Source organism: Stenotrophomonas sp. STK17_22 (assembly GCF_051983905.1).
GTDB classification, from domain to species: Bacteria; Pseudomonadota; Gammaproteobacteria; order Xanthomonadales; family Xanthomonadaceae; genus Stenotrophomonas; species Stenotrophomonas maltophilia_A.
Map to the genome: position 1 here is coordinate 665,833 of NZ_CP197010.1, position 22,671 is coordinate 688,503.

Below are 22,671 nucleotides of genomic sequence, written 5' to 3' on the forward strand. Positions count from 1 at the left end.
CCACTCCATCGCGCCGGCGGCCACCCACGCCGGCGCAGCACCTGCAGTGAGGGCCTGGGGGGAGGTCACGGCAATCCCGGCTGGGCCGGCCGGGAGTCGTCAAGGAATGATGGCCGCAGTGTTGGTTCGATCCATGACCCAGAAGAGGAATTCGACGTGATCAAGAAGCAGAACCTTCGCATCAATGTGCTTGCCGCCGCCGTGCTGTCGATGACGGCCGTCGGTGCCGTCCACGCCGCCGGCCTGCCGACCCGCGAACCGGTGCGCCAGGCCAGCACCGCCCAGCCGGGCACCGAGCGCATCATCGTCAAGTACCGGGCCGGCGCTGCCGCCGCCACCGACCGCTCGGCGAAGCTGTCCACCGTGCAGTCGGCGCTGACCCGGGCCAGCCTGTCCGGCGGTACCTCACGTGCCAGTACCCTCGGCCCGCAGGTGGTACGCAAGCTCGCTACCGGTGCGGACCTGATCCGCGTGCAGGGCCGCCTGGCCCCGGCCGAACTGCAGCGTGTGCTGAAGGAACTGCAGGCCGACCCGTCGGTGCAGTACGCCGAAGCCGACGTGAAGCTGCGCCGCACCGAACTGCGTGCCGGCAACGTACAGCCGGCGCTGGTGCCGAACGATCCCTTCTACCAGCAGAACCAGTGGCATCTGCACAATGCGGTCGGCGGCATCAACGCACCGGCGGCATGGGATGTCTCGCAGGGTGAGGGCATCGTGGTGGCGGTGATCGATACCGGCATCCTGCCGCAGCATCCGGACCTGGTCGGCAACCTGCTGGAGGGTTACGACTTCATCAGCGATGCGGAGACCTCGCGGCGCCCGACCAACGATCGTGTGCCGGGTGCGCAGGACTACGGTGACTGGGTCGAGAACGACAACGAGTGCTATGACGGCTCGCTGGCCGAGGACAGTTCCTGGCACGGCACCCACGTCGCTGGCACCGTGGCCGAGCAGACCAACAACGGCGTCGGCATGGCCGGTGTCGCCTACAAGGCCAAGGTGCTGCCGGTACGTGTGCTGGGCAAGTGCGGCGGCTACCTGTCCGACATCGCCGACGCGGTGGTCTGGGCATCGGGTGGCACGGTGACCGGCATCCCGGCCAACACCAACCCGGCCGAGATCATCAACATGAGCCTGGGCGGCAGCGGTACCTGCGGCAGCACCTACCAGGACGCCATCAACGGCGCGATCTCGCGTGGCACCACGGTGGTGGTCGCGGCGGGCAATGAAGCCGACAACGCATCCAAGTACCGTCCGGCCAGCTGCGAAGGCGTGGTGACCGTGGGTGCCACGCGCATCACCGGCGGCATCACCTACTACTCCAACTACGGCACCCGCGTGGACCTGTCCGGTCCGGGTGGCGGCGGCAGTGTCGACGGCAACCCGGGTGGCTACATCTGGCAGACCGGCTCCAATGCGGCGACCACGCCGGAATCGGGCACGCCGGGCTACATGGGCATGGGCGGTACCTCGATGGCCTCGCCGCATGTGGCCGCCGTTGCTGCACTGGTGCAGAGCGCACTGATCGCCAAGGGCAAGGATCCGCTGACCCCGGCCGCGATGCGTACCCTGCTGAAGGAAACCGCACGTCCGTTCCCGGTCGCCATCCCGGCAGCCACGCCGATCGGTACCGGCATCCTCGATGCCAAGGCCGCGCTGGCCAAGGCACTGGAAGAACCGTGCACCGAGAACTGCGGGCCGGTGGCCACGCCGCTGACCAACAAGGCCGCCGTCGGTGGCCTGTCCGGTGCGGCCGGCAGCAGCAAGCTCTACAGCTTCGAAGCGGCTGCCGGCAAGCAGTTCAGCGTGATCACCTACGGTGGCACCGGCAACGTTTCGGTCTACGTGGCTGAAGGCCGTGAGCCCAGTGCCAGCGACAACGACGCCAAGTCGACCCGTCCGGGCACCTCCGAGACGGTGCGGGTGACCAAGCCGGTGGCGGCCACCTACTACATCAAGGTGGTGGGTGAAGCGGCCTACAACGGGGTGAGCATTCTCGCCACGCAGTAAGCTTGAACTGTCGTAGTTGAATGGCCGAAGCCCGTCATCCCATGTGACGGGCTTCGTCTTTTTACGAAAGGTGGCGCAGGGGCGGCGGAAATCATGGCTTAACTGTTAAAGTCGAGCCGATTGACAGGAGAGTCATGTGAACGCGCTTGCTGCTACCGCCGCTGCCGACGACGCTGAAGGCCGCATCCTGGATGCGCTGCTGGCGCGCGGCCGGCTGAAGGAAGGCGATCTGGCACGTGCGCGGCCGCTGCACGCAGAGGCCGGCGGCAGCCTGCTGGGCCTGCTGGTGCGGCTGGGGCTGGTCTCCGAGCGTGACCAGGCCCAGGCCAGCGCCGAAGTGCTGGGGCTGCCGCTGCTGGAAGGCAAACAGCTGCCGGAAGCACCGCCACAAGGGCTGGCGGAAGGCTTGCCGTTGTCGCTGCGCTTCCTCAAGCAGTTCCATGTCTGCCCGCTGGCGCTGGATGAACAGGGGGTCCGGCTGTGGCTGGCCGATGCCCATGATCCTTATCCGCAGCAGGCCGTGCAGCTGGCACTGGGTGTACCGGTGACACCGGTGCTGGGCATGCGCGCAGAAATTGATGACCTGGTCGAACGCTGGTTCGGCCAGGGCCGCAGCGCGATGGGCGCGATCGTCGAAACCGCCGATGGCGAGGGCGGTGCGGTCGATGACATCGAGCATCTGCGTGACCTCGCCTCGGAAGCGCCGGTGATCCGCCTGGTCAACCTGGTGATCCAGCGTGCAGTGGAGCTGCGCGCTTCGGACATCCATGTCGAACCGTTCGAAAGCCGGTTGAAGGTGCGTTACCGCGTCGATGGCGTGCTGGTGGAAGGCGAAAGCCCGCCGGCCAACCTCACTGCTGCGGTGATCAGCCGCATCAAGATCATGGCCCGGCTCAACATCGCCGAGCGCCGCCTGCCGCAGGACGGCCGCATCATGCTGCGCGTGCAGGGCAAGGAGCTGGACCTGCGCGTGAGCACGGTGCCGACCGCGCACGGCGAAAGCGTGGTGATGCGATTGCTGGACCGCGAAACGGTGGTGTTCGATTTCCATCGTCTCGGTTTCACTGACGCCTTCCTGCCGCAGTTCCGCAAGGTGCTGGAACAGCCGCACGGCATCCTGCTGGTGACCGGCCCGACCGGTTCAGGCAAGACCACCACGCTGTACACCGCGCTGAGCCAGCTGAACACTGCCGACGTCAAGATCATCACGGTCGAAGACCCGGTGGAATACCAGATCGAAGGCATCAACCAGATCCAGGCCAAGCCGCAGATCGGCCTGGACTTCGCCAACGCCCTGCGCAGCATCGTGCGCCAGGACCCGGACATCATCATGATCGGCGAAATGCGCGACCTGGAAACCGCGCGCATCGCGATCCAGTCGGCGCTGACCGGCCACCTGGTGCTGTCCACCCTGCATACCAACAACGCAGCCGGCGGCATCACCCGCCTGCTCGACATGGGCGTGGAAGACTACCTGCTTACCTCCACCATCAACGGCATCCTGGCCCAGCGCCTGGTGCGTCGGCTGGAGCCGACCCATGCCGAGCGCTATGAAGCCTCGCCGGAGGAGATCGAACGCTTCGAGCTGCGCCGCCTGCAGCCGGAAGGACCGATCCACCTGTACCGCCCGAAGCCCTCCGCGCTGGCGCCGACCGGTTACCTCGGCCGGACCACCATCATGGAATTCCTGGTGATGAACGACGCGCTGCGGCGCGCGGTGATGCGCCGCGACGGCATGGGCGAGATCGAACGCATTGCCCGCGAAGCCGGTATGCGCACGATGTACGAAGATGGTCTGTCCAAGGCCCTCAGTGGTCAGACGACCATCGAGGAAGTGCTGCGTGTCACCGAGGAAAGCTGATGCGCGCAGGACGCCGGGGCTGACATGCCGACCTACCGTTACAAGGCACTGAATCCGCACGGCGAGATCTTCGACGGGCAGATGGAAGCGGCAAGCGAGGCCGAGCTGGTCGCGCGCCTGCAGGACCAGGGCCATCTGCCGATGGAGACCCAGCTGGCCGATGGCGGTGCGATCGGTGGCAGTACCTGGCGCAACCTGTTCCGCCAACGGCCGCTGCAGGGTGCGGCATTGCTGCAGTTCACCCAGCAGCTGGCGACACTGCTCGGTGCAGGCCAGCCGCTGGATCGCGCGCTGTCGATCCTGCTCGGGTTGCCCGAAGACGAACGCTCGCGCCGCGCGATCACCGACATCCGCGATGTGGTGCGCGGTGGCGCGCCGCTGTCGACCGCACTGGAGCGCCAGCATGGGTTGTTCTCGCGCCTGTACGTGAACATGGTGCGGGCCGGTGAAGCCGGCGGCAGCCTGCACGAAACCCTGCAGCGCCTGGCCGACTACCTCGAACGCAGCCGCGCGTTGCAGGGCAAGGTGATCAACGCGCTGGTGTACCCGGCCATCCTGCTGGTGGTGGTGGGTGGCGCGCTGCTGTTCCTGCTCGGCTACGTGGTGCCGCAGTTCGCGCAGATGTACGAAAGCCTGGATGTGGCGCTGCCGTGGTTCACCAACGCGGTGCTGCAGCTGGGCCTGTTCGTGCGCGACTGGTGGGTGTTGCTGCTGGTGGTGCCAGGGATACTTGCGCTGTTCTTCGAACGCAAGGCGCGGCAACCGGCCTTCCGGCTGGCGCTGGATGGCTGGCTGCTGCAGCGTCGCGGCATCGGCCGCCTGCTCGGCGAACTGGAAACCGCGCGGCTGGCCCGCACGCTGGGCACCCTGCTGCGCAATGGCGTGCCGTTGCTGGGTGCCTTGGGCATCGCCCGCAACGTGCTGGGCAACCGCGCGCTGGCCGCCGATGTGGAAGCCGCCGCGGATGAAGTGAAGAACGGTACCGGCCTGTCGCTGGCGCTGTCGCGCGGCAAGCGTTTCCCGCGCCTGGCGCTGCAGATGATCCAGGTCGGCGAGGAATCCGGTGCACTCGATACCATGCTGCTGAAAGCCGCCGATACCTTCGAACAGGACAGCGCCCGGCGCATCGACCGCCTGCTGGCGGCGATGGTGCCGGCGATCACCCTGGTGCTGGCCTCGGTGGTCGGTGCGGTGATCGTTGCCGTGCTGGTACCGCTGTACGACCTGACCAATGCCATCGGTTGACGATGGATCCCTACGCAACCCCGACACTCCGCAACTGAAAGGACCGACCATGATTGCTTCCCGTCGACCGATCCGCCTTTCCTTCACCGCCGCGCGCAACCAGTCGGGCATGAGCCTGCTGGAAATCATCATCGTCATCGTGCTGATCGGTGCGGTGCTGACCCTGGTCGCCAGCCGCGTGCTGGGCGGCGCCGATCGCGGCAAGGCCAACATCGCCAAGGCGCAGGTGCAGACCGTTGCGTCCAAGGTCGACAATTACCAGATCGATACCGGCAAGCTGCCCGGCTCGCTCAACGATCTGGTGACCGCACCGGCGGGTGTCGGTGGCTGGCTGGGGCCGTATGCCAAGCCGGCTGACCTGAACGACCCGTGGGGCCACGCGCTGGAGTACCGTGCGCCGGGCGAAGGCCAGCCGTACGAGCTGATCAGCCTCGGCAAGGATGGCAAGGCCGGCGGCAGCAGCGTCGATGCCGACATCCGCTACCAGCCGTAATCCTGCATGACGTATTTCCTGCCGCGCCGGCTGCCTCGCCCGCGCCTGCACGGCAGGCGCGCAGCAGGCCTGTCGCTGCTGGAAATGCTGCTGGTGATCGCGCTGATCGCAGCGATCGGCCTGATTACCGCCGCCGGCCTGTCGCGCGGCTTCGCCGGCATGCAGCTGCGCAGCGCCGGCAAGGACATCGCCAACCAGCTGCGGGTAGTACGCGCGCAGGCGATCGCCCGCGGCGAGCCGCAGCGCTTTGTCATCGAACCGGCAAAGCGGCGCTGGGAAGGCGCCAACCAGCGCCATGGTGACGTGCCGGCACAGCTGCAGGTGCAGTTCGAAGGCGCCGCGCAGCTGGCCACCGCGCCAGGGCAGGGCGTGATCGAGTTCCATCCCGATGGTGGCTCCAGCGGTGGCCGCATCCGGCTGCAGCGTGACGATGCCGAATGGCGCATCGACGTGGGCTGGCTGACCGGTGAGGTCCGCTCCGGCCCCTGGCGGGCACAATGAAGCGGCACATTCGCGGCTTTACCTTGCTGGAAGTGATCATCGCCTTTGCCCTGCTCGGGCTGGCGCTGACCCTGCTGCTGGGCAGTCTGTCCGGTGGTGCCAGGCAGGTGCGCGAGGCCGAGCTGCGCACGCGCGCGATACTGCATGCGCAGTCGCTGCTGGCCGAAACCGGTGTCGCCACGCCACTGCAGGTGGGTAGCCAGCAGGGCGACTGGGAACAGGGACGCTACCACTGGGAGCTGCAGGTGCAGCCGTGGGTGGAGCCACGTGCCGGCAACGCCGTGCAGTCACAGTCGGCCGGTGCCCCCTGGCTGGCCGAACTGCAGCTGCAGGTGCGTTGGGGCGACAGCGAACGCGAGCAGCTGCGCTGGCGCAGCCTGCGCCTGCTGCCGCCGGACCTGGAGAGCGCGCGATGAAGCGCCGCGCCGCGGGTTTCACGCTGGTTGAAGTGATGCTGGCCACGGTGCTGCTGGCCGGTGGCCTGGCGCTGGCGTTCGCCAGCGTCCGCTCGGCAATGGCGGTCAGTCAGCGTGGCGAGCAGATCGCGGCCGAGAGTGAGCGCATGCGCGCGGTGCAGGCGCTGTTGCGGCGGCAGCTGGCCGGTGCGCTGCGCGCGCCGCTGGAAGTACCCGATCCCACCCGCGAACCGATCTTCTTCCAGGGCGAAGAGCAGCGCATGTTGTTCGCCGCCGATCTGCCGGGCTACCTCGGCCGCGGCGGACCCTACCTGCACGCGCTGCAGGTGGACGGCCGCGATGGCCAGCAGCGCTTGCTGCTGGACCTGGTGCTGCTGCAGGAAGGCGAGCGCATCGCCGAGAACCCGCCGCGCCCGCCGGAAGTGCTGGTGGAAAACCTGAAGTCGGTACAACTTCGCTATCGCGGCATCGATGCCAGTACCGGCCAGGTGAGCGACTGGATGCCGCGCTGGGACGATACCCGCCGCCTGCCGATGCTGGTGGAGATCAAGATCGTCCCGGCCAGGGGCGCGCCCTGGCCGACGCTGGTGGTGGCGCCGCGCAACGGTGGCAGCGGAGGCGCGCGATGAACCGGCAACACGGTGCGGCACTGGTACTGGTGCTGTGGTTGATCGCATTGATGACCGCGCTGGTCGGTGCGTTCGCGCTGAGCGCACGGGTCGAGCATCTGCAGCAGCGGGTGCTGGATGACGATGCACGCGGCCAGGAACGGGCGCGCGCCGGCCTGGAGTACGCGCTGCTGCGCCTGTCCGCCGATCCGCTGCGGGCGCCCTGGCGCGCTGATGGCCGAACCTACCGCTGGCAGTTCGATGACGCCAGCATCGAGATCAAGGTGCTGGACGAGAACGGCAAGATCAACCTGAACCTGGTCGACGTGACCTTGCTGACCGCGTTCCTCAAGGCGCTCGGCGAAGACGAAGGGGCAGCCCGGCAGCTGGCCGGTGCCATTGTCGACTGGCGTGATGAAGACAGCCTGCTGCAGCCGGGCGGCGGTGCCGAAGCCCCGGACTATGCGGCGGCGGGGTTGCCGTATGGCCCACGCAACAAGCGTTTCGAGACGCTCGGTGAACTGCAGCGGGTACTGGGCATGCGCGGCCCGCTGTACAAGGCCATGCTGCCGCACCTGACCCTGTACAGCCGCCAGGCACGCCCGGATCCCCAGTTCGCCAGCGCGCCGGTGCTGACCGCACTGGGCCTGGATGCGGATACCGTGCTGGCGCAGCGCGCACAGCAGGAGCGTGACGCAGATACCGCTGGCGGTGCGACAACGCTTGCCAGCAGCAGCGGCACCTATAGTATCGAGTCTCGTGCAACCGACGGCAGTGGACGCCGGTCGGTGTTGCAGGCAGTGGTACGCAATGGCTCGGGCGGGGTTCCCGGGCGGTCCTACACAGTGCTTCGCTGGGAGCAGGGAATGACAGCAAGATGACGGCATGGCAGGACAGTGTGCGGCAGGTGCAGGGCCGGATCGGCCCTGGCGCCGGCCGTTTCCTGCGCTGGTGGCGGCAATCGCTGCTGGCCTGGGTGCCGGCACGTTGGCAGTGGGCACTGGGCTGGGCACAGGCGCGCCTGCTGCTGCAGCGCCAGGGTGAGCAGCTGCAGGTCTGGCGAGAGGCCGGAGAACGCCGCGAAGCAGTTGCCAGCGTGCCATGGCCGCTGTCGCCGGCCGAACTGGACCGCGTGCTGGAACCGCGACTGCGCAGCCTGCCGCGGGTGTGGCTGCTGCCGGCCAGCGAGGTACTGCGTCGTCATCTGCGCCTACCTGCGGCTGCGGCCGACCGGCTGCGCGCCGTGGTCGGTTTCGAGATCGACCGCCAGACGCCGTTCGAATCCAGCCAGGTCAGCTATGACGTGCGTGAACTCGGGGGCGCCGCCGAGGGCCAGCTGCAGGTCGAACTGATCGCCTGGCCACTGCGCCAGCTTGAGGCGTGGCGGGCCAGCGTAGGCGAATGGGCCGATGCACTGGCCGGTGTCGATGCCATCGACACCGAGGGTGAATCCCTGCAGGTGAATCTGCTGCCACCGGGGCAGCGCCAGCTGCGGGCAGACCCGACGCGGCGCTGGAATGTGCTGCTGGCCGTGGCCGCGCTGGTGATGCTGGTGCTGGCGGCCCTGCAGCTGCTCGACAACCGCCGCGCCGCCGCCGACGAACTGCGTGCGCAGGTCGAGCGCAGTGCACGCAGTGCGCGTGGTGTCGCCAGCGAACGCGCGCAGCTGCAGGCGCTGATCGATGGTGCCGCATTCCTGGAAAAGCAGCGCAGCCAGCGCGCCGGAACGGTGGAAATCTGGAATGAACTGACCCGGCGCCTGCCGGAGGGCACTTACCTGGAAAAGCTGGCCATCGAGAACAACAACCTGCAGCTGATCGGCCTGAGCCGCGAGGCCTCGCAGCTGGTGCAGCTGCTGCAGGACGCACCGCAGTGGCGCAAGGTCAACCTGACCGGCGTACTGCAGGCCGATGGCGCAGCCAGTGGCCGTGACCGCTTCACCATGACCGCCGAACTGCAGCCGTTGCCGGCTGCGGCCCCGACACGGGAGGCGGCCGATGCCGATGCCAAGCGCACGCCGTGACCGCTGGCTGGCACTGGCGCTGCTGCTGGCAGTGCTGGGTCTGGCGTACCTGCTGCTGGTGCACCCCTGGTTCACCCAGCCACTGCGCGAAATCGACGCCGACGTGGCTGCCCTGCGCGAGCGCGAGCAGCGCGTGCAGGCGCAGCTGCAGCAGCAGCCGCAGATCGAACAGCGCCTGCGCGCCACCCGCGAGGCACTGCAGCAGCGGCCGGGCTTCCTGCGCGAAGCCACCGCCGAAGCTGCGGCCGCTGCGCTGGGCGCGAAGCTGCAGGATGCGGTGGCGATGGCCAGCCCGGGCAACCGCAGCTGCACCATCAGCAACCGCACGCCACTGACCGACAACCGCCGTGACGCCGAATTCGTGCGCGTGGCCATGCAGGTGCGCCTGCGTTGCGGTGTGGCCGAACTGGCCACGGTGCTGCACAGCCTGGAAACCGGCAGCCCGCGCCTGTTCGTCGACAACCTCAACCTGATCGCGCAGCGCTTCCAGCAGTCGCCCAACGAGTCCGGGCTCGGCCTGGACGTGTCGTTCGAACTGGCCGGTTACCTGCTGCCCGGTGCTGCGGCCGATGGCGCTGCGCCGGCACCTGCAGCCGAACCGGGCGCGGCGCCGCAACCGCCTTCGGCCACACCTGCACCGGCCGCCGCACCGGCTGCGCCGGAAGAAGGGCAGGAGGTGGCCGATGAAGCTTGAGCAGATCAGCCTTCGCACCGGCTTCCTGCTGGCACTGGCCGGCTGGGCGGCAGCGGTCTGGCTGGCCACCGGCTTCGGTCTGGGCAGCCAGCTGCCAGGTGCGGACGGTGATGCCGATGCGGTGCCTTCGTTGCCGGTGCTGCCGCCGTTGGTTGCAGAACGCATGGCCAGTGCCGACAGCTACAGCGCGATCGGCGAGCGACCGCTGTTCGCCGAGGACCGCAGGCCGAAGCCCTACCTGCTCGGCGGCAGCGAGCCCGCCGCCAGCGCCGCGCTGCGCCTGACCGGCGTGCTGCTGACCGGCGACTTCGGCATGGCCACCTTCACCACCGAACAGAACCGCTCGCTGCGCCTGCGCCTCAACGGTGAAGCCGTCGACGGCTGGCAGCTGGTCGCACTGCAGCCGCGCCAGGCCACCGTGATCGGCCCCGGTGGCAACCAGGTGCTGGAACTGGCGGTATTCAACGGGCAGGGGGGGGAACCGCCGACCGTGCTGCGCGGCGCCAACGGTGCGCCACCGGCCGGTGCGATCGTTGTGCCGCCCCCGGCAGGCGCTCCGCCGGCACCGCCGCCGGCTGCGGCAACCGCATCGCCGTCGCCTGCTGGCAGTGCGCCGGCATCCTCGGCTGCGGCGGCCGCCACACCGCCTGCCAACAACAACGGCCCCAGCGAAGCGCAGATGCAGGCCATTCGCGAACGCATCCAGGCCCGTCGCCGCCAGCTGCAGCAACAACAACAGCAGCAACAACCGTCGCCGCCCCCGGGCGATGGCACCAACCGATAGAGTGAATGCATGAGCCTGCGTTTCCTTCCCTGGTCCTTTGCCCTCGCGCTGCTGGTCGGCTGCAGCACCGTGTCCGCACCGCATGTGCAGCGCAAGGGCAATCTGTCGCCCACTGCCGAGGCCGGCCAGGCGGCCGAAGTCGCCGCTGATGCTGCCCGTGACGCCCAGGGCGCTCCGCAGGCGGTGATCCGCCGTGGCACCGGCACCATGATCAACCGCGAAGCAGCACGCGCACCGGCTCCGGCACTGCATGGCGCCAGCACCGGTGAAGCAACCTTCAATTTCGAAGGCGAATCGGTGCATGCGGTGGTCAAGGCCATCCTCGGTGACATGCTGGGCCAGAACTACGTGATCGCACCGGGGGTGCAGGGCACAGTCACCCTGGCCACGCCCAAGCCGGTGTCGCCGGCGCAGGCGTTGAACCTGCTGGAGATGGTGCTGGGCTGGAACAATGCCCGCATGGTCTACAGCGGCGGCCGCTACAACATCGTCGCCGCCGATCAGGCATTGGCCGGCACCGTCGCACCGAGTACGGCGCCGGCGGCCAGCGCACGCGGTTTCGAGGTGCGGGTGATCCCGCTGCAGTTCATCTCCGCAACTGAAATGAAGAAGGTGCTGGAGCCGTACGCGCGCCCCAACGCCATCGTCAACGTCGACAGCGGCCGCAACGTGATCACCCTGGGCGGTACCCGCGCCGAGCTGGAAAACTACATGCGCACTGTCGAGATCTTCGACGTCGACTGGCTGTCGGGCATGTCGGTGGGCGTGTTCCCGATCCAGTCGGGGAAGGCCGAGCAGGTGGCCGCCGATCTGGAGAAGGTGTTCGGCGAGGAGAGCAAGACGCCCAGCGCCGGCATGTTCCGCTTCCTGCCGCTGGAAAACGCCAACGCGGTGCTGGTGATCACCCCGCAGGTGCGTTACCTGGACCAGATCCAGCAGTGGCTGGACCGCATCGATACCGCCGGTGGCAGCGCCCGCCTGTTCTCCTATGAGCTGCGCTACATCAAGGCGCGGGATCTGGCCGAACGCCTCAGTGAAGCCTTCGCCAGCAGCGGCAATCGCGGCGGCTCCAGCCCGGCCTCGCTGGCACCGGGTGCAATGCCGTCGCAGCTGGGCAGCGACGGTGAGCGTGGCATGGACAGCAACAACAGCAGCAATTTCGGTTCGACGCCGGGCAGTGGCTCCAGTGGCACCGGCAACGGCAGCATGAACCTGCCGCAGCGCCAGTCCGGCAACGTCAGCGTCAGCCTGGAAGTGGAAGGCGATCGCGTGGGCGTGTCGGCGGTGGAGGAAACCAACACCCTGCTGGTGCGCTCGACCCCGCAGGCCTGGCGCTCGATCCGCGAAGTGATCGAGAAGCTGGACGTGATGCCGCTGCAGGTGCATATCGAAGCGCAGGTGGCCGAGGTCGCACTGGAGGGTGACCTGAAGTACGGCGTGAACTGGTTCTTCGACAACGCGGTGGCCGGGCGCGCGCTGACCGGCGCATTGGCCGGCGTGACCCTGCCGGCCGCCGCCGGCGGCTCCTGGAGCAGCTTTGCCGGTGCCGCGACCGGTGGCGAAGGCCTTGGCTGGGCGTTCACCGGCCACAATGGCGCGGCGGTGGTCAGCGCGCTGGACAAGGTCACCGATGTGCGCCTGCTGCAGACCCCCTCGGTGTTCGTGCGCAACAACGCCGAGGCCACGCTCAACGTGGGTGACAAGGTGCCGATCAACACCACCACGGTGAACACCGGTATCGGCGCCGGCACCTACAGTTCGGTGCAGTACATCGACACCGGCGTGATCCTGAAGGTGCGGCCGCGCGTGACCCGTGATGGCACCGTGTTCCTCGACATCGTGCAGGAAGTGAGCAGTGCCTCCAACGTGCCGGACAATTGCAATCCGACGGAGCGCAACTGCAACCCGCGTATTTCCACCAAGAAGCTGTCGACCGAAGCGGCGGTGCAGAGCGGGGACACCATCATGCTGGCCGGCCTGATCACCGACACGGGCACCGATGGCAGCAGCGGCATCCCCGGCCTGAGCCGGATTCCGGTGGTGGGCGCACTGTTCGGGCAGAAGAGCCGCACCAGCCGCCGTTCGGAGGTGATCGTGCTGCTGACGCCGAGCATCGTGCGCAACGGGCAGGAGGCACGCACCCTGACCGACGAGTACAGCCAGCGCTTCCGCGCGATGGAACCGCTGAACCAGCCGCGCGCAAAGAAGTAAGGGGTTACGGCCGGGCTGCGCCCGGCACCCGCAGAGGCCAGAGCTGGAGCAACAGCAACAGCAACAGCAACAGCAACAGCAACAGCGGGTTTCTGGGGGATGGCGGGGCGGTGTGGGTTGTCAGGACACGCCGTAAACCCTTCCATGGGGGCTCGATGGCGCCATCCATGGCGCCAACGGTCCTGCCAACCCACACCGCCCCGCCTCTGACAGATTCCCGCGGCTGTTGGTAGGTGTCGACCTTGGTCGACACGCTGGATCCACGCCATGCGTGGATGCTTTTCGATTCCAATTCGAAATATTCGATTCCGATGGAGATTCATCCACGCATGGCGTGGATCTACTGCAGATCGCAGAGATCTGTCGAAGGCGGGGTGGGTCCGGTTGTGGGGGCGTGAGCCGCATGGGCCCGAGGCATGCCTCGGGCGGGTTGAGCAGGACGCCCAACCCCGGTCTTGCCGTGTGCGCAGGACTGCGCACACGAGCAAGCGGCGACCGAGCTTACATGGGTGAGGGCGCTTTGCTTGCGAAGCATTGCTTCGCAAGCGCCCGAACGCACAGCCGCCAGCGGCTGGGCCGGGCCCCGGAGGGGGACTTGCAGCGGCCCCCGCAACCGGACCCACCCCGCCATCCCCCAGGAACCCAGCTTTTGCTCCGGCTGTTGCTTCGGCTCTGGCTCTGGCCTCTGCAGGCGCCGGGTGCAACCCGGCCGATACCCTCCCAGTGCTAGGCTGTGGCTACCGACAACCACGGAGGCGGGATGGGGGCGATCGTGTTGTTGCCGCTGTGCGTGGACGATGCCGCGCTCGACCGCTGCCTGGCCGCGCTGGATGCCGGCACCGCGCCGGGAACCGCGGTCTGGCTGGCCGATGACGCGCAGACCGGCCCGCGTGCGCAGGCGGTGGTGGAGCATTGGTTGGCGCATACGCCGTTGCAGGCCGAATACACCCGCCGCGCGCGGCCGTTGGGCGAGGTCGCCCATCTGGATGAGATGCTGCGCGCCTGCGAGGGCATGGACGTGGCGGTGCTGGCGCCGGACAGCGTGCCCGCGCCGGGCTGGCTGCAGCAGCTGCAGGATGCCTTCGCCCGCGACGCCGCCATCGCCACCGCAACCCCGTGGTGCAATGCCGGCGAAACCGCTGCATGGCCGCGGCTGGGCGAGATCAATCCGGAACCGGAGGACCCGGCGCTGCTGGCACACACCTGTGCCACGCTGCCGGTGCTGCATCCGGAGCTGCCCTCGGCGGTCACCCACGCGGTACTGGTGCGCGGCAACGCGCGTCGCCGCGCCGGCGGCCTGGACGTGGACAGCTACGCCGGCTGGAACGCGGCACTGGTGGACCTGAGCCTGCGCATGGCTGGCCTGGGATGGCGCAACGTGCTGTGCGAGACCGCCTTCGTCAGCCGGGAAGGGGAGGCGGTCAGCCGTGATGGCGATCTCGAGGCCCTGGCCGCGCGCTGGCCGGGGTGGGTGCCACGGTTGGCTGACTTCCTCATGCACGATCCGCTGCATGGCCTGCGTGCCGATCTGCAGCAGCGCATGCGGCAGGCGATAATGCCGAAGGAACAGGGTGACCTGTTCGTCTCGTCTTCCGCGCCGGAGCCTCCTGCTTGAATGTTGCCATTGCCGCCATCGTCGTCACCTACCAGAGCGGCAGCACCATCGACGCCTGCCTCTCGCGTCTGCGCCAGGCGCAGGACGTGGCCGAGATCCGGGTGATCGACAATGGCTCGATGGATGGCACGCTGGATATCGTGCAGCGCCATGCCAGCCACGACCCGCGCGTGCGTCTCGTCGGCAATCCGGACAATCCCGGCTTTGCCGCCGCCAACAACCAGGGCGTGGCCGATTCGCACAGTCCATGGCTGGCCTTCATCAACCCGGACCTGATGGTTGAACCGGAGACGTTGGCCGCACTGCGCAGCCGCGCGGAAGGACTGGGCGACTGCCTGCTCGGTGTCGAGCAGGTGGACGAGCAGGGCCATGCCGACGAAGCCGTGCGCCGCCGCGACCCGGATTTCCTGATGATGCTGCGCTCGCCGGGCAAGGGCTCGAAGCTGGCGGTGCCGCGTGACCCGCAGCAGGCGCTGCAGCGGGTGCCGGCGCTGTCCGGTGCGCTGCTGATGATGCCGCGTGCATTGTTCAACTGCATCGGAGGTTGGGACGCCGGCTATCGTCTGCATGCCGAAGACCTGGACCTGTGCCGGCGTGCACGCGAAGCCGGAGCAGTGGTGGCGATCGCCAATGACCTGCAGGTCACCCACGTTCGTGGCGTCTCCAGCCGCTCGCGGCCGTTCTTCGTTGAATGGCACAAGCACAAGGGCCTGTGGCGCTATTTCCAGAAGTTCGAGGCCAGGCAGCGTTCGCTGCCGGTGCGGGTAGCGGTGTGGGGCGCGATCTGGGCGCACGCGCTGATGCTGGTGCCGAAGCTGCTGCGCAAGGCGCTGTAGCGCCGCAAGAGCATCCACGCATGGCGTGGATCTACCAATGTTGTTTCCCGTGAGCTGAGTGTGGCCGCAGGCACCCCGGTTCACCCTGCCGGGCGCATAATCCGCCCCATGCCTATCATCCAGTCCCTGCTCGACACCGACCTGTACAAGTTCACCATGATGCAGGCGGTGCTCCACCAGCACCCCGGCGCCCAGGTGCAGTACCGGTTCAAGTGCCGCACGCCCGGCATCGACCTGGCCCATTACATCGACCAGATCGACGAAGAGATCGACCACCTGTGCAGCCTGCGTTTCAGCGACGCGGAGCTGGACTACATGCGTGGCCTGCGCTTCGTGAAGCCGGACTTCGCCGATTTCCTCGGCCTGTTCCACCTCGACCGCAAGTACATCCAGCTGCGCGCGTCGAAGACCGTGCCCGGCGAGATCGAACTGGACATCACCGGGCCCTGGCTGCACACCATTCTGTTCGAAGTGCCGCTGCTGGCGATCATCAACGAAGTCTGGTTCCGCAACACCACCACCGCCGACTTCGCCGAGGGCGAGCGCCGCCTGCAGGCCAAGGCCGCGCTGCTGCGTGATACCCCCGGCTTCGAGCAGTGCCGCATCGCCGACTACGGCAGCCGCCGCCGCTACTCGCGCGACTGGCATGCCCGCCTGCTGCCGTTGCTGCGCGACGCCCTCGGGCCGCAGCTGGTCGGCACCAGCAACGTGCATTTCGCCCGCCTGTACGGCATGACCCCGCACGGCACCATGGCCCATGAGTACCTGCAGGCGTTCCAGGCGCTGGGCCCGCGCCTGCGCGATTCGCAGGTGGCGGCACTGGAGTCGTGGGCACGCGAGTATCGCGGCGACCTCGGCATCGCGCTGTCCGACGTGGTCGGCCTGGATGCGTTCCTGCGCGACTTCGACATGTACTTCTGCAAGCTGTTCGACGGCGTCCGCCATGACTCCGGCGATCCGTTCGACTGGGGCGACCGCATGCTGGCGCACTTCCAGCAGCGCCGGGTGGATGCACGCAGCAAGGTGCTGGTGTTCAGCGATGGGCTCGACATCGCCAAGGTGATGCGCCTGTACGACTACTTCCGTGGTCGCTGCCAGGTCGCCTTCGGCGTCGGCACCCACCTGACCAATGATCTGGGGCCAACGCCGCTCAACATCGTCATCAAGATGGTCCGCTGCAACGGCCAGCCGGTGGCCAAGCTCAGCGATTCGCCGGGCAAGAGCATGTGCGACGACCCGGGCTACCTGGCCTATCTGCGCCAGGTCTTCGAGCTGCCGCCGGCGTAAACACGCCGGCTTACAGGTAGTCGACCACCACCAGGTAGGCGCCCTGCAGCGGCTGCTGCTTCGAAGCCTGCACGCTGTAACGCTCGGAGAAGGCGATATCGCCGGCGCGCATCGCGCTGGCCGACACCGACAGCTTCTGGCCCTGGCGCTTGCCGTCGCGCAGCGTCGCGGCCTGGCCATCGGCCAGCGCCGTCACGGCCACCGTCGAGCCCTTGGCCGAGGGCGGGCAGGCGGCCAGGCTCAGCTCACCCTGGGACAGGTTCGTCGTGCAGCCCGGCTCGGCGATACGGCCGCTGAAACGGATGCTGCCGCTGCTGGCCTGGGCCAGCGCACTGACGGACATCAGGGCCACACACAGCAGAATGGAGTTCCTCATGACACGTTCTCTGGTTCGGTGTGTCCTAGTTAGCGACAGGTTCGATCCGTCTTTAATAGGACAAATCCGAATCTGCTAGGGCCATCACCAAGAAAGAGTGATGCGCATCAAATAAGGCGATTTCCACCTGAAAAAAGCCTGTTTTCGCGCATGCCGAACGCGCCACGGGAAGCGTCATGCAGGGTCGTTTGTGACCTGATCGCCTTGCCGTCAAATCCCCTACGCCCGCCGGGCTCTCATTCCGCCTACCACGTCACATTTGAGGCGTCAATGAATTGGCGTTCAGAAAAATAATGAGACTTTCATCACAGTTGTGCCTATACTTGCGTCACGGATTCAGGGGAAGGTATGTCCGAGTCCGGCCACAGGTGAGACGCAAGGATGGGTCTTGATAGCCCGGCAGTGCTCCTTGCTTCCTCCTCTACTTCTCATCTCTTCAGTAGGGTTAGGTAAAAGCGAATGCACAAGATCAATATCATCGCCGCTCTGATGCTGGCCGCCGCTCCGCTGGCCGCCAACGCCGCCGACGGCACCATCACCTTCAACGGCAAGGTGACCGACAAGACCTGCACCATCTCGACCCCGGGCGGCAAGGACTTCGCCGTCAACCTGCCGACCGTGTCCAAGAACACCCTGGCCACCGCCGGTGCCGTTGCGGGCCGTACCCCGTTCGCCATCAACCTGAGCAAGTGCAGCGCCGGCAACGTCGCCACCTACTTCGAGCCGGGTTCCACTGTTGACTTCAACAGCGGCCGCCTGGTCAATCAGGCTTCGGCCAACGCTGCCACCAACGTGCAGCTGCAGCTGCTGGGCTCGAACAACACGTTCCTGCCGATCAAGGCGGCTGGCCTCGGTCTGGCCCAGGAGAACTCGCAGTGGGTCACCGTCGGCACCGACGGCTCGGCCAATCTGAACTATTACGCTGAGTACTACGCCACTAACGCCGCCACCCCGGGCGACGTCACCAGCAGCGTCAAGTACACGATCATCTACAACTGATCGTAGTCGTACCCGCGCTGGCCGGCGTACGCGCCGGCCAGTGCATCGCGGCCCCTGGCCACATACCTCGAGCGTAGTACTTCCGATGAAAGCATTCTTTCCCCGGGCGCTGCTGCTGGCAGCGTTCACGCTGCCCTTCTGCCAGAACGCTCTGGCCGGCGTGGTGGTCAATGGCACGCGAGTGATCTATCCGGCGCAGGCGCGCGAAGTCACCGTGCAGGTCGACAACGTGGGCGATTCGCCGGCGCTGGTGCAGGCCTGGATCGACAGCGGCGACGCCAACCAGACCGCTGATACCAGCGATGCCCCGTTCGTGCTGACGCCGCCGATCGCGCGCGTCGAGCCGGGCCGCAGCCAGGCGCTGCGACTGATCTTCTCCGGCGCGCAGCTGCCGACCGACCGTGAGTCGGTGTTCTGGCTCAATGTGCTGGATGTTCCGCCGTCCCCGGACAACGCCGACAGCGGCGAACAGAATTACCTGCAGGTCGCGTTCCGTTCGCGCCTGAAGCTTTTCTACCGGCCGCAGGGCCTGAAGGGCGTCGCCAACGACGCGCCCGCAGCGCTGCGCTGGACCCGCACGGGCGACCGTCTGCGGGTGGAAAACCCGAGCCCCTTCCACGTCACTCTGGCCGAAGTACATGCCGTGACCGGCAGCAGTGAAAAGGCCGTCGAGGACAAGGGCGCGATGGTCGCGCCCAAGCAGAGCCTGGAGTTCGCCGCACCGGCGGGCACCGACCAGGTCCGCTTCATCACCATCAACGACTACGGCGGCCGGGTGGAACACACCATCCGCCTCGGCAGCACCGGGGGCTGAACGCGCCGCGCCGGCCTTGGGCCTGCGCATCCCGCCACCGCCGCTGTGCGGCGAATTGAAGGAATGTCAGTGTGATCGGAAACAGATTGACATTGTCGATCCATCAGGCGCTTTGCCTGTTGGTTGCTGGCGTGGCCTGCCCAGGATGGGCGCTGGCTGCCCCGGCCAATCTCGGCGAACAGGCGCTGATGGCGCAGAGTGGTGCGGCCAATGCGCGTGCACCGGAATCGGCCCAGTTCAACTCCAGCTTCCTGTCTGGCCAGGCCAAGCAGGTCGATCTGGCGGCCTTCAGCAACGGCAACCCGATGGTGGCCGGCAACTACCGTGTCGACGTCTACGTCAACGGTGCCTGGCAGGGCCGTCGCGATCTGCAGTTCAAGGCCGATGCGCAGGGCCGTGTCGACGCCTGCCTGCCGCTGCCGATGCTGGAAGAAATGGGCGTGGACAGCGAAGCCGTGCTGCTGCAGCAGGATCCGTCCGTGCCGACCGACAAGACCAGCTGCGTGCCGGTTCAGCAGCGCATGGCCAATGCCTATGGTGTCTATGACAGCGGCAACCTGCGCTACGACCTGAGCATCCCGCAGGTGTTCCTGCGTCGTGAGGCACGCGGCTACGTCAACCCGGCGCTGTGGGACCGCGGCATCAATGCCGGCTTCGTCGGCTACAGCTTCAATGCCATCGACAGCGACAGCCGTGTCGAAGGTGGCCAGCGCAACCGCAGTGCCTACCTCGGCCTCAACGCCGGCATGAACCTGGGTGGCTGGCAGTTCCGCCACGATTCGAACCTGACCTGGTCCGAGGGCGATGGCCGCCATTGGCAGAGCATCGCCACCTATGCGCAGCGCGGCATCCCGCAGGTGCGCGGCATGCTTACCATCGGTGAGGCCTACACCACCGGTGAACTGTTCGACTCGATCGGTTACCGCGGTGCCAGCCTGGCCAGCGACGACCGCATGCTGCCCGATTCGCTGCGCGGTTACGCGCCGGTCGTGCGCGGCATCGCCGAGACCAACGCACGCATCGAAGTGCGCCAGAACGAGCAGCTGATCTACTCCTCCACCGTGTCGCCGGGCAGCTTCGTCATCGACGACCTGTACCCGACCGGCTACGGCGGCGACCTGGAAGTGAGCGTGATCGAGGCCGATGGCCGCCGCCGCGAATTCAAGGTGCCGTTCGGTTCGGTGCCGCAGATGCTGCGCGAAGGCGTGTCGCGTTACTCGCTGACCGCCGGCCAGGTGCGCAACAAGCTGCTGGCCGATGAGCCGTGGCTGGTGCAGGGCACCTACCAGCGCGGTATCGGCAACCAGCTGACGCTGTATGGCGGCAGTGCACTGAGCGACGGCTACCTGTCGCTGCTGTACGGCGTCGGCCTGTCCACGCCGGTTGGCGCGTTCGCCGCCGACGTCACCCATGCACGTACGACGTTCGACCACTACGGCAACCACACCGGTGCCAGCGTGCGCTTGAGCTACAGCAACATGATCGGCGAGACCGGGACCAATCTGACCCTGGCCGCCTACCGCTATTCGACCGAAGGCTTCTACAGCCTGCAGGACGCGCTGTATGGCCGTGATTCGGACAAGCGCGGCATCGATCCGACCACACGTGGCCGTCAGCGCAGCCAGTTCCAGGTAACGCTGAACCAGCCGCTGGGCCGTCGTGGCGGCGCGCTGTACGTGACCGGTTCGGTGCGTGACTTCTACGACCGTTCCGGCACCTCCAAGCAGTACCAGGTCGGCTACAACAACGCCTGGCGTTCGGTGAACTACGGTTTCTCGGCGCTGCGCACCGAAGAGGGCGTACTCGGTCGCTCGGATACCCAGTACCTGCTGTCGATGAGTGTGCCGCTGGGCCGTGGTACCCACCCTGTGTCATTCAGTGCTGATCTTGGCGTGCGCGACCGCGGGGGCTACGACAACAGCCGCGTTGGCATCACCGGTTCGGCCGGTGTCGACAACAACTTCAGCTATGGCGCGGCCCTGTCCGATTCCCGCGAGGGCAGCACCACCGCGATCGGCAACGTCGAATACCGCAGCCGTTATTCCGCATTGAACGCCAGCTACAGCCACTCGCGTGACTTCCGCCAGGCGTCGGTGGGTGCCAATGGCAGCGTGGTCGTGCATCCGGGCGGTTTCACCTTCACCCCGCAGCGTGGCGACACCATGGTGCTGGTCGAAGCACCGGGCGCGCGCGATGCGATCGTCAGCAACGCCCCGGGCCTGCGCGTCGACGGCCGCGGCTACGCGGTGGTCCCGTACGTGTCGCCGTACCGCCTCAACACCGTCACCCTCGACCCGCAGGGCATGGCTCACGACGTCGAGCTGGAAAGCACCAGCCAGTCGATCGCGCCGTTCGCCGGTGCCATCAGCTACCTGCGCTTCGATACCCGCAAGGGCAACGCGCTGCTGATCCAGGTGCGCAACACCGATGGCCGCACCATGCCGTTCGGTGCGCAGGTCAAGGACGAGCAGGGCCAGCCGGTGGGCATGGTCAGCCAGGGCGGCCGCCTGTACGTGCGCAGTGACAAGAACCAGGGCAGCCTGCTGGTGGAGTGGGGCGCCGGCGCCGACCAGCGCTGCACGGTCGATTACCAGGTTCCGGCGGGCGCCGATGCGTCCAAGACCGGCTTCATCCCGCTGGAGGCAGCATGCCGATGATTTCTTCCCGTGGCCGCAAGGCGCTGAGTGCCCTTGCATTGCTGGGCGGCGTGCTGCTGGCCCAGCAAGCCAGCGCCGCGTGCAGCCTGAACTCTTCGTGGTTCACCGCACAGGACGTCACCATGGACATGGGCCAGATCGTGATCCTGCCCAGCACGCCGGTCGGCGGCGTGATCAAGGAGATCAGTGAATCGATCACTCAGCGTGATAGCGTGGCCAGCTGTGATTGGAGTGGCGGCTACTCGCGCGGCGAGTATGTCAACGCGGCGCAGCAGCGCCCGGTGCCCGGTTTTGCCAATACCTATGAAACCGATGTCCCTGGCGTTGGCATCAAGCTATTCCGCGATTCAGGGGCGATCCAGGCCTACTATCCGCACAGCATTCCATTCAACGGTGGGGCGAGGATCAATCTCAATGGCGGTCGATTCCGTATCCAGCTGATCAAGACAGCCGCGCAGACCGGTTCCGGCGTGATCGCGCCGAACGGTCGTTTCACTACATACTATTTTGATGGTGATGGCAGCCGTCGCCCGGTGTTGACCTCCACCTTCAAGGGCTCGGGCACCACCGTGGTCAGCCCGACCTGCGAAGTGCAGGCGGGCAGTCGCAACATTGCCGTCGATTTCGGCAGCGTGCCCAACACCACGTTCACCGGTGTCGGTTCCAAGGCTGTAGATCGCGATTTCGAGATCCGCCTGAACTGCCAGGGCAGCAACGTTGCTGCCTACCAGAGCAAGATCGGCATCCGCCTCGACGCCGACCAGGACAGCTCGAACATGCCGGGCGTGCTGAAGCTCAGCGCGGCCACCAACAGTGCCACCCGCATCGGCATCCAGATGGTCCAGCGTGATGGCAGCACCGAGCGCGAAGTGCGTTTCGGCCAGACCGTCAACGTCGGTACCACCGTGCCGGGTACCAGTGTCATGGCGCTGCCGCTGCGTGCCCGCTATGTGCAGACCCAGGCCGGCACTGTGGGTGCAGGTGTCGCAAACGGCCAGGCCACCTTCACCATCCAGTACGAGTAAGGCGGCCGCAGGCCGCGCCACTGCTGCGTTCCACCGCAACGTCGCCCGTTCCACGGGCGGCGTTGACTGCGTCTTGATCTTCCAACGATGAAGATCAATGCCACGACGCGCGTACCATCATTCGAATGTGATGTACGTCGCGATTTTGGAGTTTCCTCATGAGGTGACCGTCTCCTGCCTGCGGGTGTTGGACGGGAACGCCGAAAGGATCCAGAC

20 protein-coding genes are annotated in these 22,671 nt (G+C 67.1%); 19 read left to right on the top strand and 1 reads right to left on the bottom strand.

The window, feature by feature from the left end; translation table 11 throughout:
- Nucleotides 1-156 precede the first annotated feature (156 nt).
- The 15 genes from ACSYS9_RS02940 (at nucleotide 157) to pncB (ending at nucleotide 16,584) form a co-directional block, all read left to right on the top strand.
- Nucleotides 157-2,010 carry a S8 family peptidase gene (locus ACSYS9_RS02940; protein WP_049461663.1) on the top strand — a complete coding sequence of 618 codons (1,854 nt, stop codon included), beginning with the start codon at nucleotides 157-159 and terminating at the stop codon, nucleotides 2,008-2,010.
- Nucleotides 2,011-2,146: 136 nt separating this feature from the next.
- On the top strand, nucleotides 2,147-3,871 hold the full coding sequence (gspE, locus tag ACSYS9_RS02945) for a type II secretion system ATPase GspE (protein ID WP_049424954.1): 1,725 nt from the start codon (nucleotides 2,147-2,149) through the stop codon (nucleotides 3,869-3,871).
- 24 nt (nucleotides 3,872-3,895) lie between these two features.
- The gene (gene xpsF, locus ACSYS9_RS02950; protein ID WP_032130133.1) at nucleotides 3,896-5,116 is read left to right on the top strand and encodes a type II secretion system protein XpsF; all 1,221 of its coding nucleotides are present in this window, start codon (nucleotides 3,896-3,898) and stop codon (nucleotides 5,114-5,116) included.
- A gap of 49 nt (nucleotides 5,117-5,165) precedes the next feature.
- Nucleotides 5,166-5,609 (top strand): type II secretion system major pseudopilin GspG, encoded by a 444-nt coding sequence (gspG, locus tag ACSYS9_RS02955; RefSeq protein ID WP_004142831.1) that lies wholly within the window; start codon nucleotides 5,166-5,168, stop codon nucleotides 5,607-5,609.
- A gap of 6 nt (nucleotides 5,610-5,615) precedes the next feature.
- On the top strand, nucleotides 5,616-6,110 hold the full coding sequence (xpsH, locus tag ACSYS9_RS02960) for a type II secretion system protein XpsH (protein WP_032130132.1): 495 nt from the start codon (nucleotides 5,616-5,618) through the stop codon (nucleotides 6,108-6,110).
- Nucleotides 6,107-6,526, top strand: coding sequence for a type II secretion system protein XpsI (gene xpsI, locus ACSYS9_RS02965; protein WP_049461664.1), 420 nt, complete (start codon nucleotides 6,107-6,109; stop codon nucleotides 6,524-6,526). The genes xpsH and xpsI overlap by 4 nt, the downstream gene beginning before the upstream one ends.
- Nucleotides 6,523-7,155 carry a type II secretion system protein J gene (locus ACSYS9_RS02970; RefSeq protein WP_071228220.1) on the top strand — a complete coding sequence of 211 codons (633 nt, stop codon included), beginning with the start codon at nucleotides 6,523-6,525 and terminating at the stop codon, nucleotides 7,153-7,155. The genes xpsI and ACSYS9_RS02970 overlap by 4 nt, the downstream gene beginning before the upstream one ends.
- Nucleotides 7,152-8,015, top strand: a complete 864-nt coding sequence (locus ACSYS9_RS02975; RefSeq protein WP_049424963.1) for a general secretion pathway protein GspK — start codon at nucleotides 7,152-7,154, stop codon at nucleotides 8,013-8,015. Before ACSYS9_RS02970 ends, ACSYS9_RS02975 begins: the two co-directional genes overlap by 4 nt.
- Nucleotides 8,012-9,157 carry a PilN domain-containing protein gene (locus tag ACSYS9_RS02980; RefSeq protein WP_049461666.1) on the top strand — a complete coding sequence of 382 codons (1,146 nt, stop codon included), beginning with the start codon at nucleotides 8,012-8,014 and terminating at the stop codon, nucleotides 9,155-9,157. The genes ACSYS9_RS02975 and ACSYS9_RS02980 overlap by 4 nt, the downstream gene beginning before the upstream one ends.
- Nucleotides 9,132-9,851: a type II secretion system protein GspM gene (gene gspM / locus ACSYS9_RS02985; RefSeq protein ID WP_032130127.1), complete on the top strand. Its 720-nt coding sequence runs from the start codon at nucleotides 9,132-9,134 to the stop codon at nucleotides 9,849-9,851. The genes ACSYS9_RS02980 and gspM overlap by 26 nt, the downstream gene beginning before the upstream one ends.
- A complete protein-coding gene (locus ACSYS9_RS02990) occupies nucleotides 9,841-10,635 on the top strand; it encodes a hypothetical protein (protein WP_049461667.1) in 795 nt (264 codons plus the stop codon). Before gspM ends, ACSYS9_RS02990 begins: the two co-directional genes overlap by 11 nt.
- Before the next feature lie 9 nt (nucleotides 10,636-10,644).
- Nucleotides 10,645-12,846, top strand: coding sequence for a type II secretion system secretin GspD (gene gspD, locus ACSYS9_RS02995; RefSeq protein ID WP_049461668.1), 2,202 nt, complete (start codon nucleotides 10,645-10,647; stop codon nucleotides 12,844-12,846).
- Between the two features lie 760 nt (nucleotides 12,847-13,606).
- The gene (locus tag ACSYS9_RS03000; RefSeq protein WP_049462837.1) at nucleotides 13,607-14,461 is read left to right on the top strand and encodes a glycosyltransferase family 2 protein; all 855 of its coding nucleotides are present in this window, start codon (nucleotides 13,607-13,609) and stop codon (nucleotides 14,459-14,461) included.
- Entirely contained in the window at nucleotides 14,458-15,297 is an 840-nt protein-coding gene (locus tag ACSYS9_RS03005; protein ID WP_049462838.1) for a glycosyltransferase family 2 protein, read from the top strand. Before ACSYS9_RS03000 ends, ACSYS9_RS03005 begins: the two co-directional genes overlap by 4 nt.
- Nucleotides 15,298-15,405: 108 nt before the next feature.
- A complete protein-coding gene (gene pncB / locus ACSYS9_RS03010; RefSeq protein ID WP_010482009.1) occupies nucleotides 15,406-16,584 on the top strand; it encodes a nicotinate phosphoribosyltransferase in 1,179 nt (392 codons plus the stop codon).
- A gap of 10 nt (nucleotides 16,585-16,594) precedes the next feature.
- On the opposite strand, the gene ACSYS9_RS03015 is transcribed toward pncB, so the two are convergent.
- Nucleotides 16,595-16,960: a hypothetical protein gene (locus ACSYS9_RS03015; RefSeq protein WP_014645902.1), complete on the bottom strand. Its 366-nt coding sequence runs from the start codon at nucleotides 16,958-16,960 to the stop codon at nucleotides 16,595-16,597.
- 459 nt (nucleotides 16,961-17,419) lie between these two features.
- On the opposite strand from ACSYS9_RS03015, the gene ACSYS9_RS03020 reads away from it, so the two are divergent.
- The 4 genes from ACSYS9_RS03020 (at nucleotide 17,420) to ACSYS9_RS03035 (ending at nucleotide 22,455) form a co-directional block, all read left to right on the top strand.
- Nucleotides 17,420-17,959, top strand: a complete 540-nt coding sequence (locus ACSYS9_RS03020) for a fimbrial protein (protein ID WP_049462839.1) — start codon at nucleotides 17,420-17,422, stop codon at nucleotides 17,957-17,959.
- 85 nt (nucleotides 17,960-18,044) lie between these two features.
- Entirely contained in the window at nucleotides 18,045-18,773 is a 729-nt protein-coding gene (locus ACSYS9_RS03025; RefSeq protein ID WP_032128056.1) for a fimbrial biogenesis chaperone, read from the top strand.
- A 92-nt stretch (nucleotides 18,774-18,865) separates the two neighbouring features.
- Nucleotides 18,866-21,430 carry a fimbria/pilus outer membrane usher protein gene (locus ACSYS9_RS03030; RefSeq protein ID WP_049462840.1) on the top strand — a complete coding sequence of 855 codons (2,565 nt, stop codon included), beginning with the start codon at nucleotides 18,866-18,868 and terminating at the stop codon, nucleotides 21,428-21,430.
- The gene (locus ACSYS9_RS03035) at nucleotides 21,421-22,455 is read left to right on the top strand and encodes a fimbrial protein (protein ID WP_049462841.1); all 1,035 of its coding nucleotides are present in this window, start codon (nucleotides 21,421-21,423) and stop codon (nucleotides 22,453-22,455) included. The genes ACSYS9_RS03030 and ACSYS9_RS03035 overlap by 10 nt, the downstream gene beginning before the upstream one ends.
- The last annotated feature ends 216 nt before the right edge of the window (nucleotides 22,456-22,671 follow it).

What these genes read in the sequence shown, in the direction of transcription:
- xpsF (WP_032130133.1), top strand. Translation starts at nt 3,896, where the DNA reads ATGCCGACCTACCGTTACAAGGCACTGAATCCGCACGGCGAGATCTTC.
- gspG (WP_004142831.1), top strand. Translation starts at nt 5,166, where the DNA reads ATGATTGCTTCCCGTCGACCGATCCGCCTTTCCTTCACCGCCGCGCGC.
- xpsH (WP_032130132.1), top strand. Translation starts at nt 5,616, where the DNA reads ATGACGTATTTCCTGCCGCGCCGGCTGCCTCGCCCGCGCCTGCACGGC.
- xpsI (WP_049461664.1), top strand. Translation starts at nt 6,107, where the DNA reads ATGAAGCGGCACATTCGCGGCTTTACCTTGCTGGAAGTGATCATCGCC.
- ACSYS9_RS02970 (WP_071228220.1), top strand. Translation starts at nt 6,523, where the DNA reads ATGAAGCGCCGCGCCGCGGGTTTCACGCTGGTTGAAGTGATGCTGGCC.
- ACSYS9_RS02975 (WP_049424963.1), top strand. Translation starts at nt 7,152, where the DNA reads ATGAACCGGCAACACGGTGCGGCACTGGTACTGGTGCTGTGGTTGATC.
- ACSYS9_RS02980 (WP_049461666.1), top strand. Translation starts at nt 8,012, where the DNA reads ATGACGGCATGGCAGGACAGTGTGCGGCAGGTGCAGGGCCGGATCGGC.
- gspM (WP_032130127.1), top strand. Translation starts at nt 9,132, where the DNA reads ATGCCGATGCCAAGCGCACGCCGTGACCGCTGGCTGGCACTGGCGCTG.
- ACSYS9_RS02990 (WP_049461667.1), top strand. Translation starts at nt 9,841, where the DNA reads ATGAAGCTTGAGCAGATCAGCCTTCGCACCGGCTTCCTGCTGGCACTG.
- gspD (WP_049461668.1), top strand. Translation starts at nt 10,645, where the DNA reads ATGAGCCTGCGTTTCCTTCCCTGGTCCTTTGCCCTCGCGCTGCTGGTC.
- ACSYS9_RS03000 (WP_049462837.1), top strand. Translation starts at nt 13,607, where the DNA reads ATGGGGGCGATCGTGTTGTTGCCGCTGTGCGTGGACGATGCCGCGCTC.
- pncB (WP_010482009.1), top strand. Translation starts at nt 15,406, where the DNA reads ATGCCTATCATCCAGTCCCTGCTCGACACCGACCTGTACAAGTTCACC.
- ACSYS9_RS03015 (WP_014645902.1), bottom strand. Translation starts at nt 16,960, where the DNA reads ATGAGGAACTCCATTCTGCTGTGTGTGGCCCTGATGTCCGTCAGTGCG.
- ACSYS9_RS03020 (WP_049462839.1), top strand. Translation starts at nt 17,420, where the DNA reads ATGCACAAGATCAATATCATCGCCGCTCTGATGCTGGCCGCCGCTCCG.
- ACSYS9_RS03025 (WP_032128056.1), top strand. Translation starts at nt 18,045, where the DNA reads ATGAAAGCATTCTTTCCCCGGGCGCTGCTGCTGGCAGCGTTCACGCTG.
- ACSYS9_RS03035 (WP_049462841.1), top strand. Translation starts at nt 21,421, where the DNA reads ATGCCGATGATTTCTTCCCGTGGCCGCAAGGCGCTGAGTGCCCTTGCA.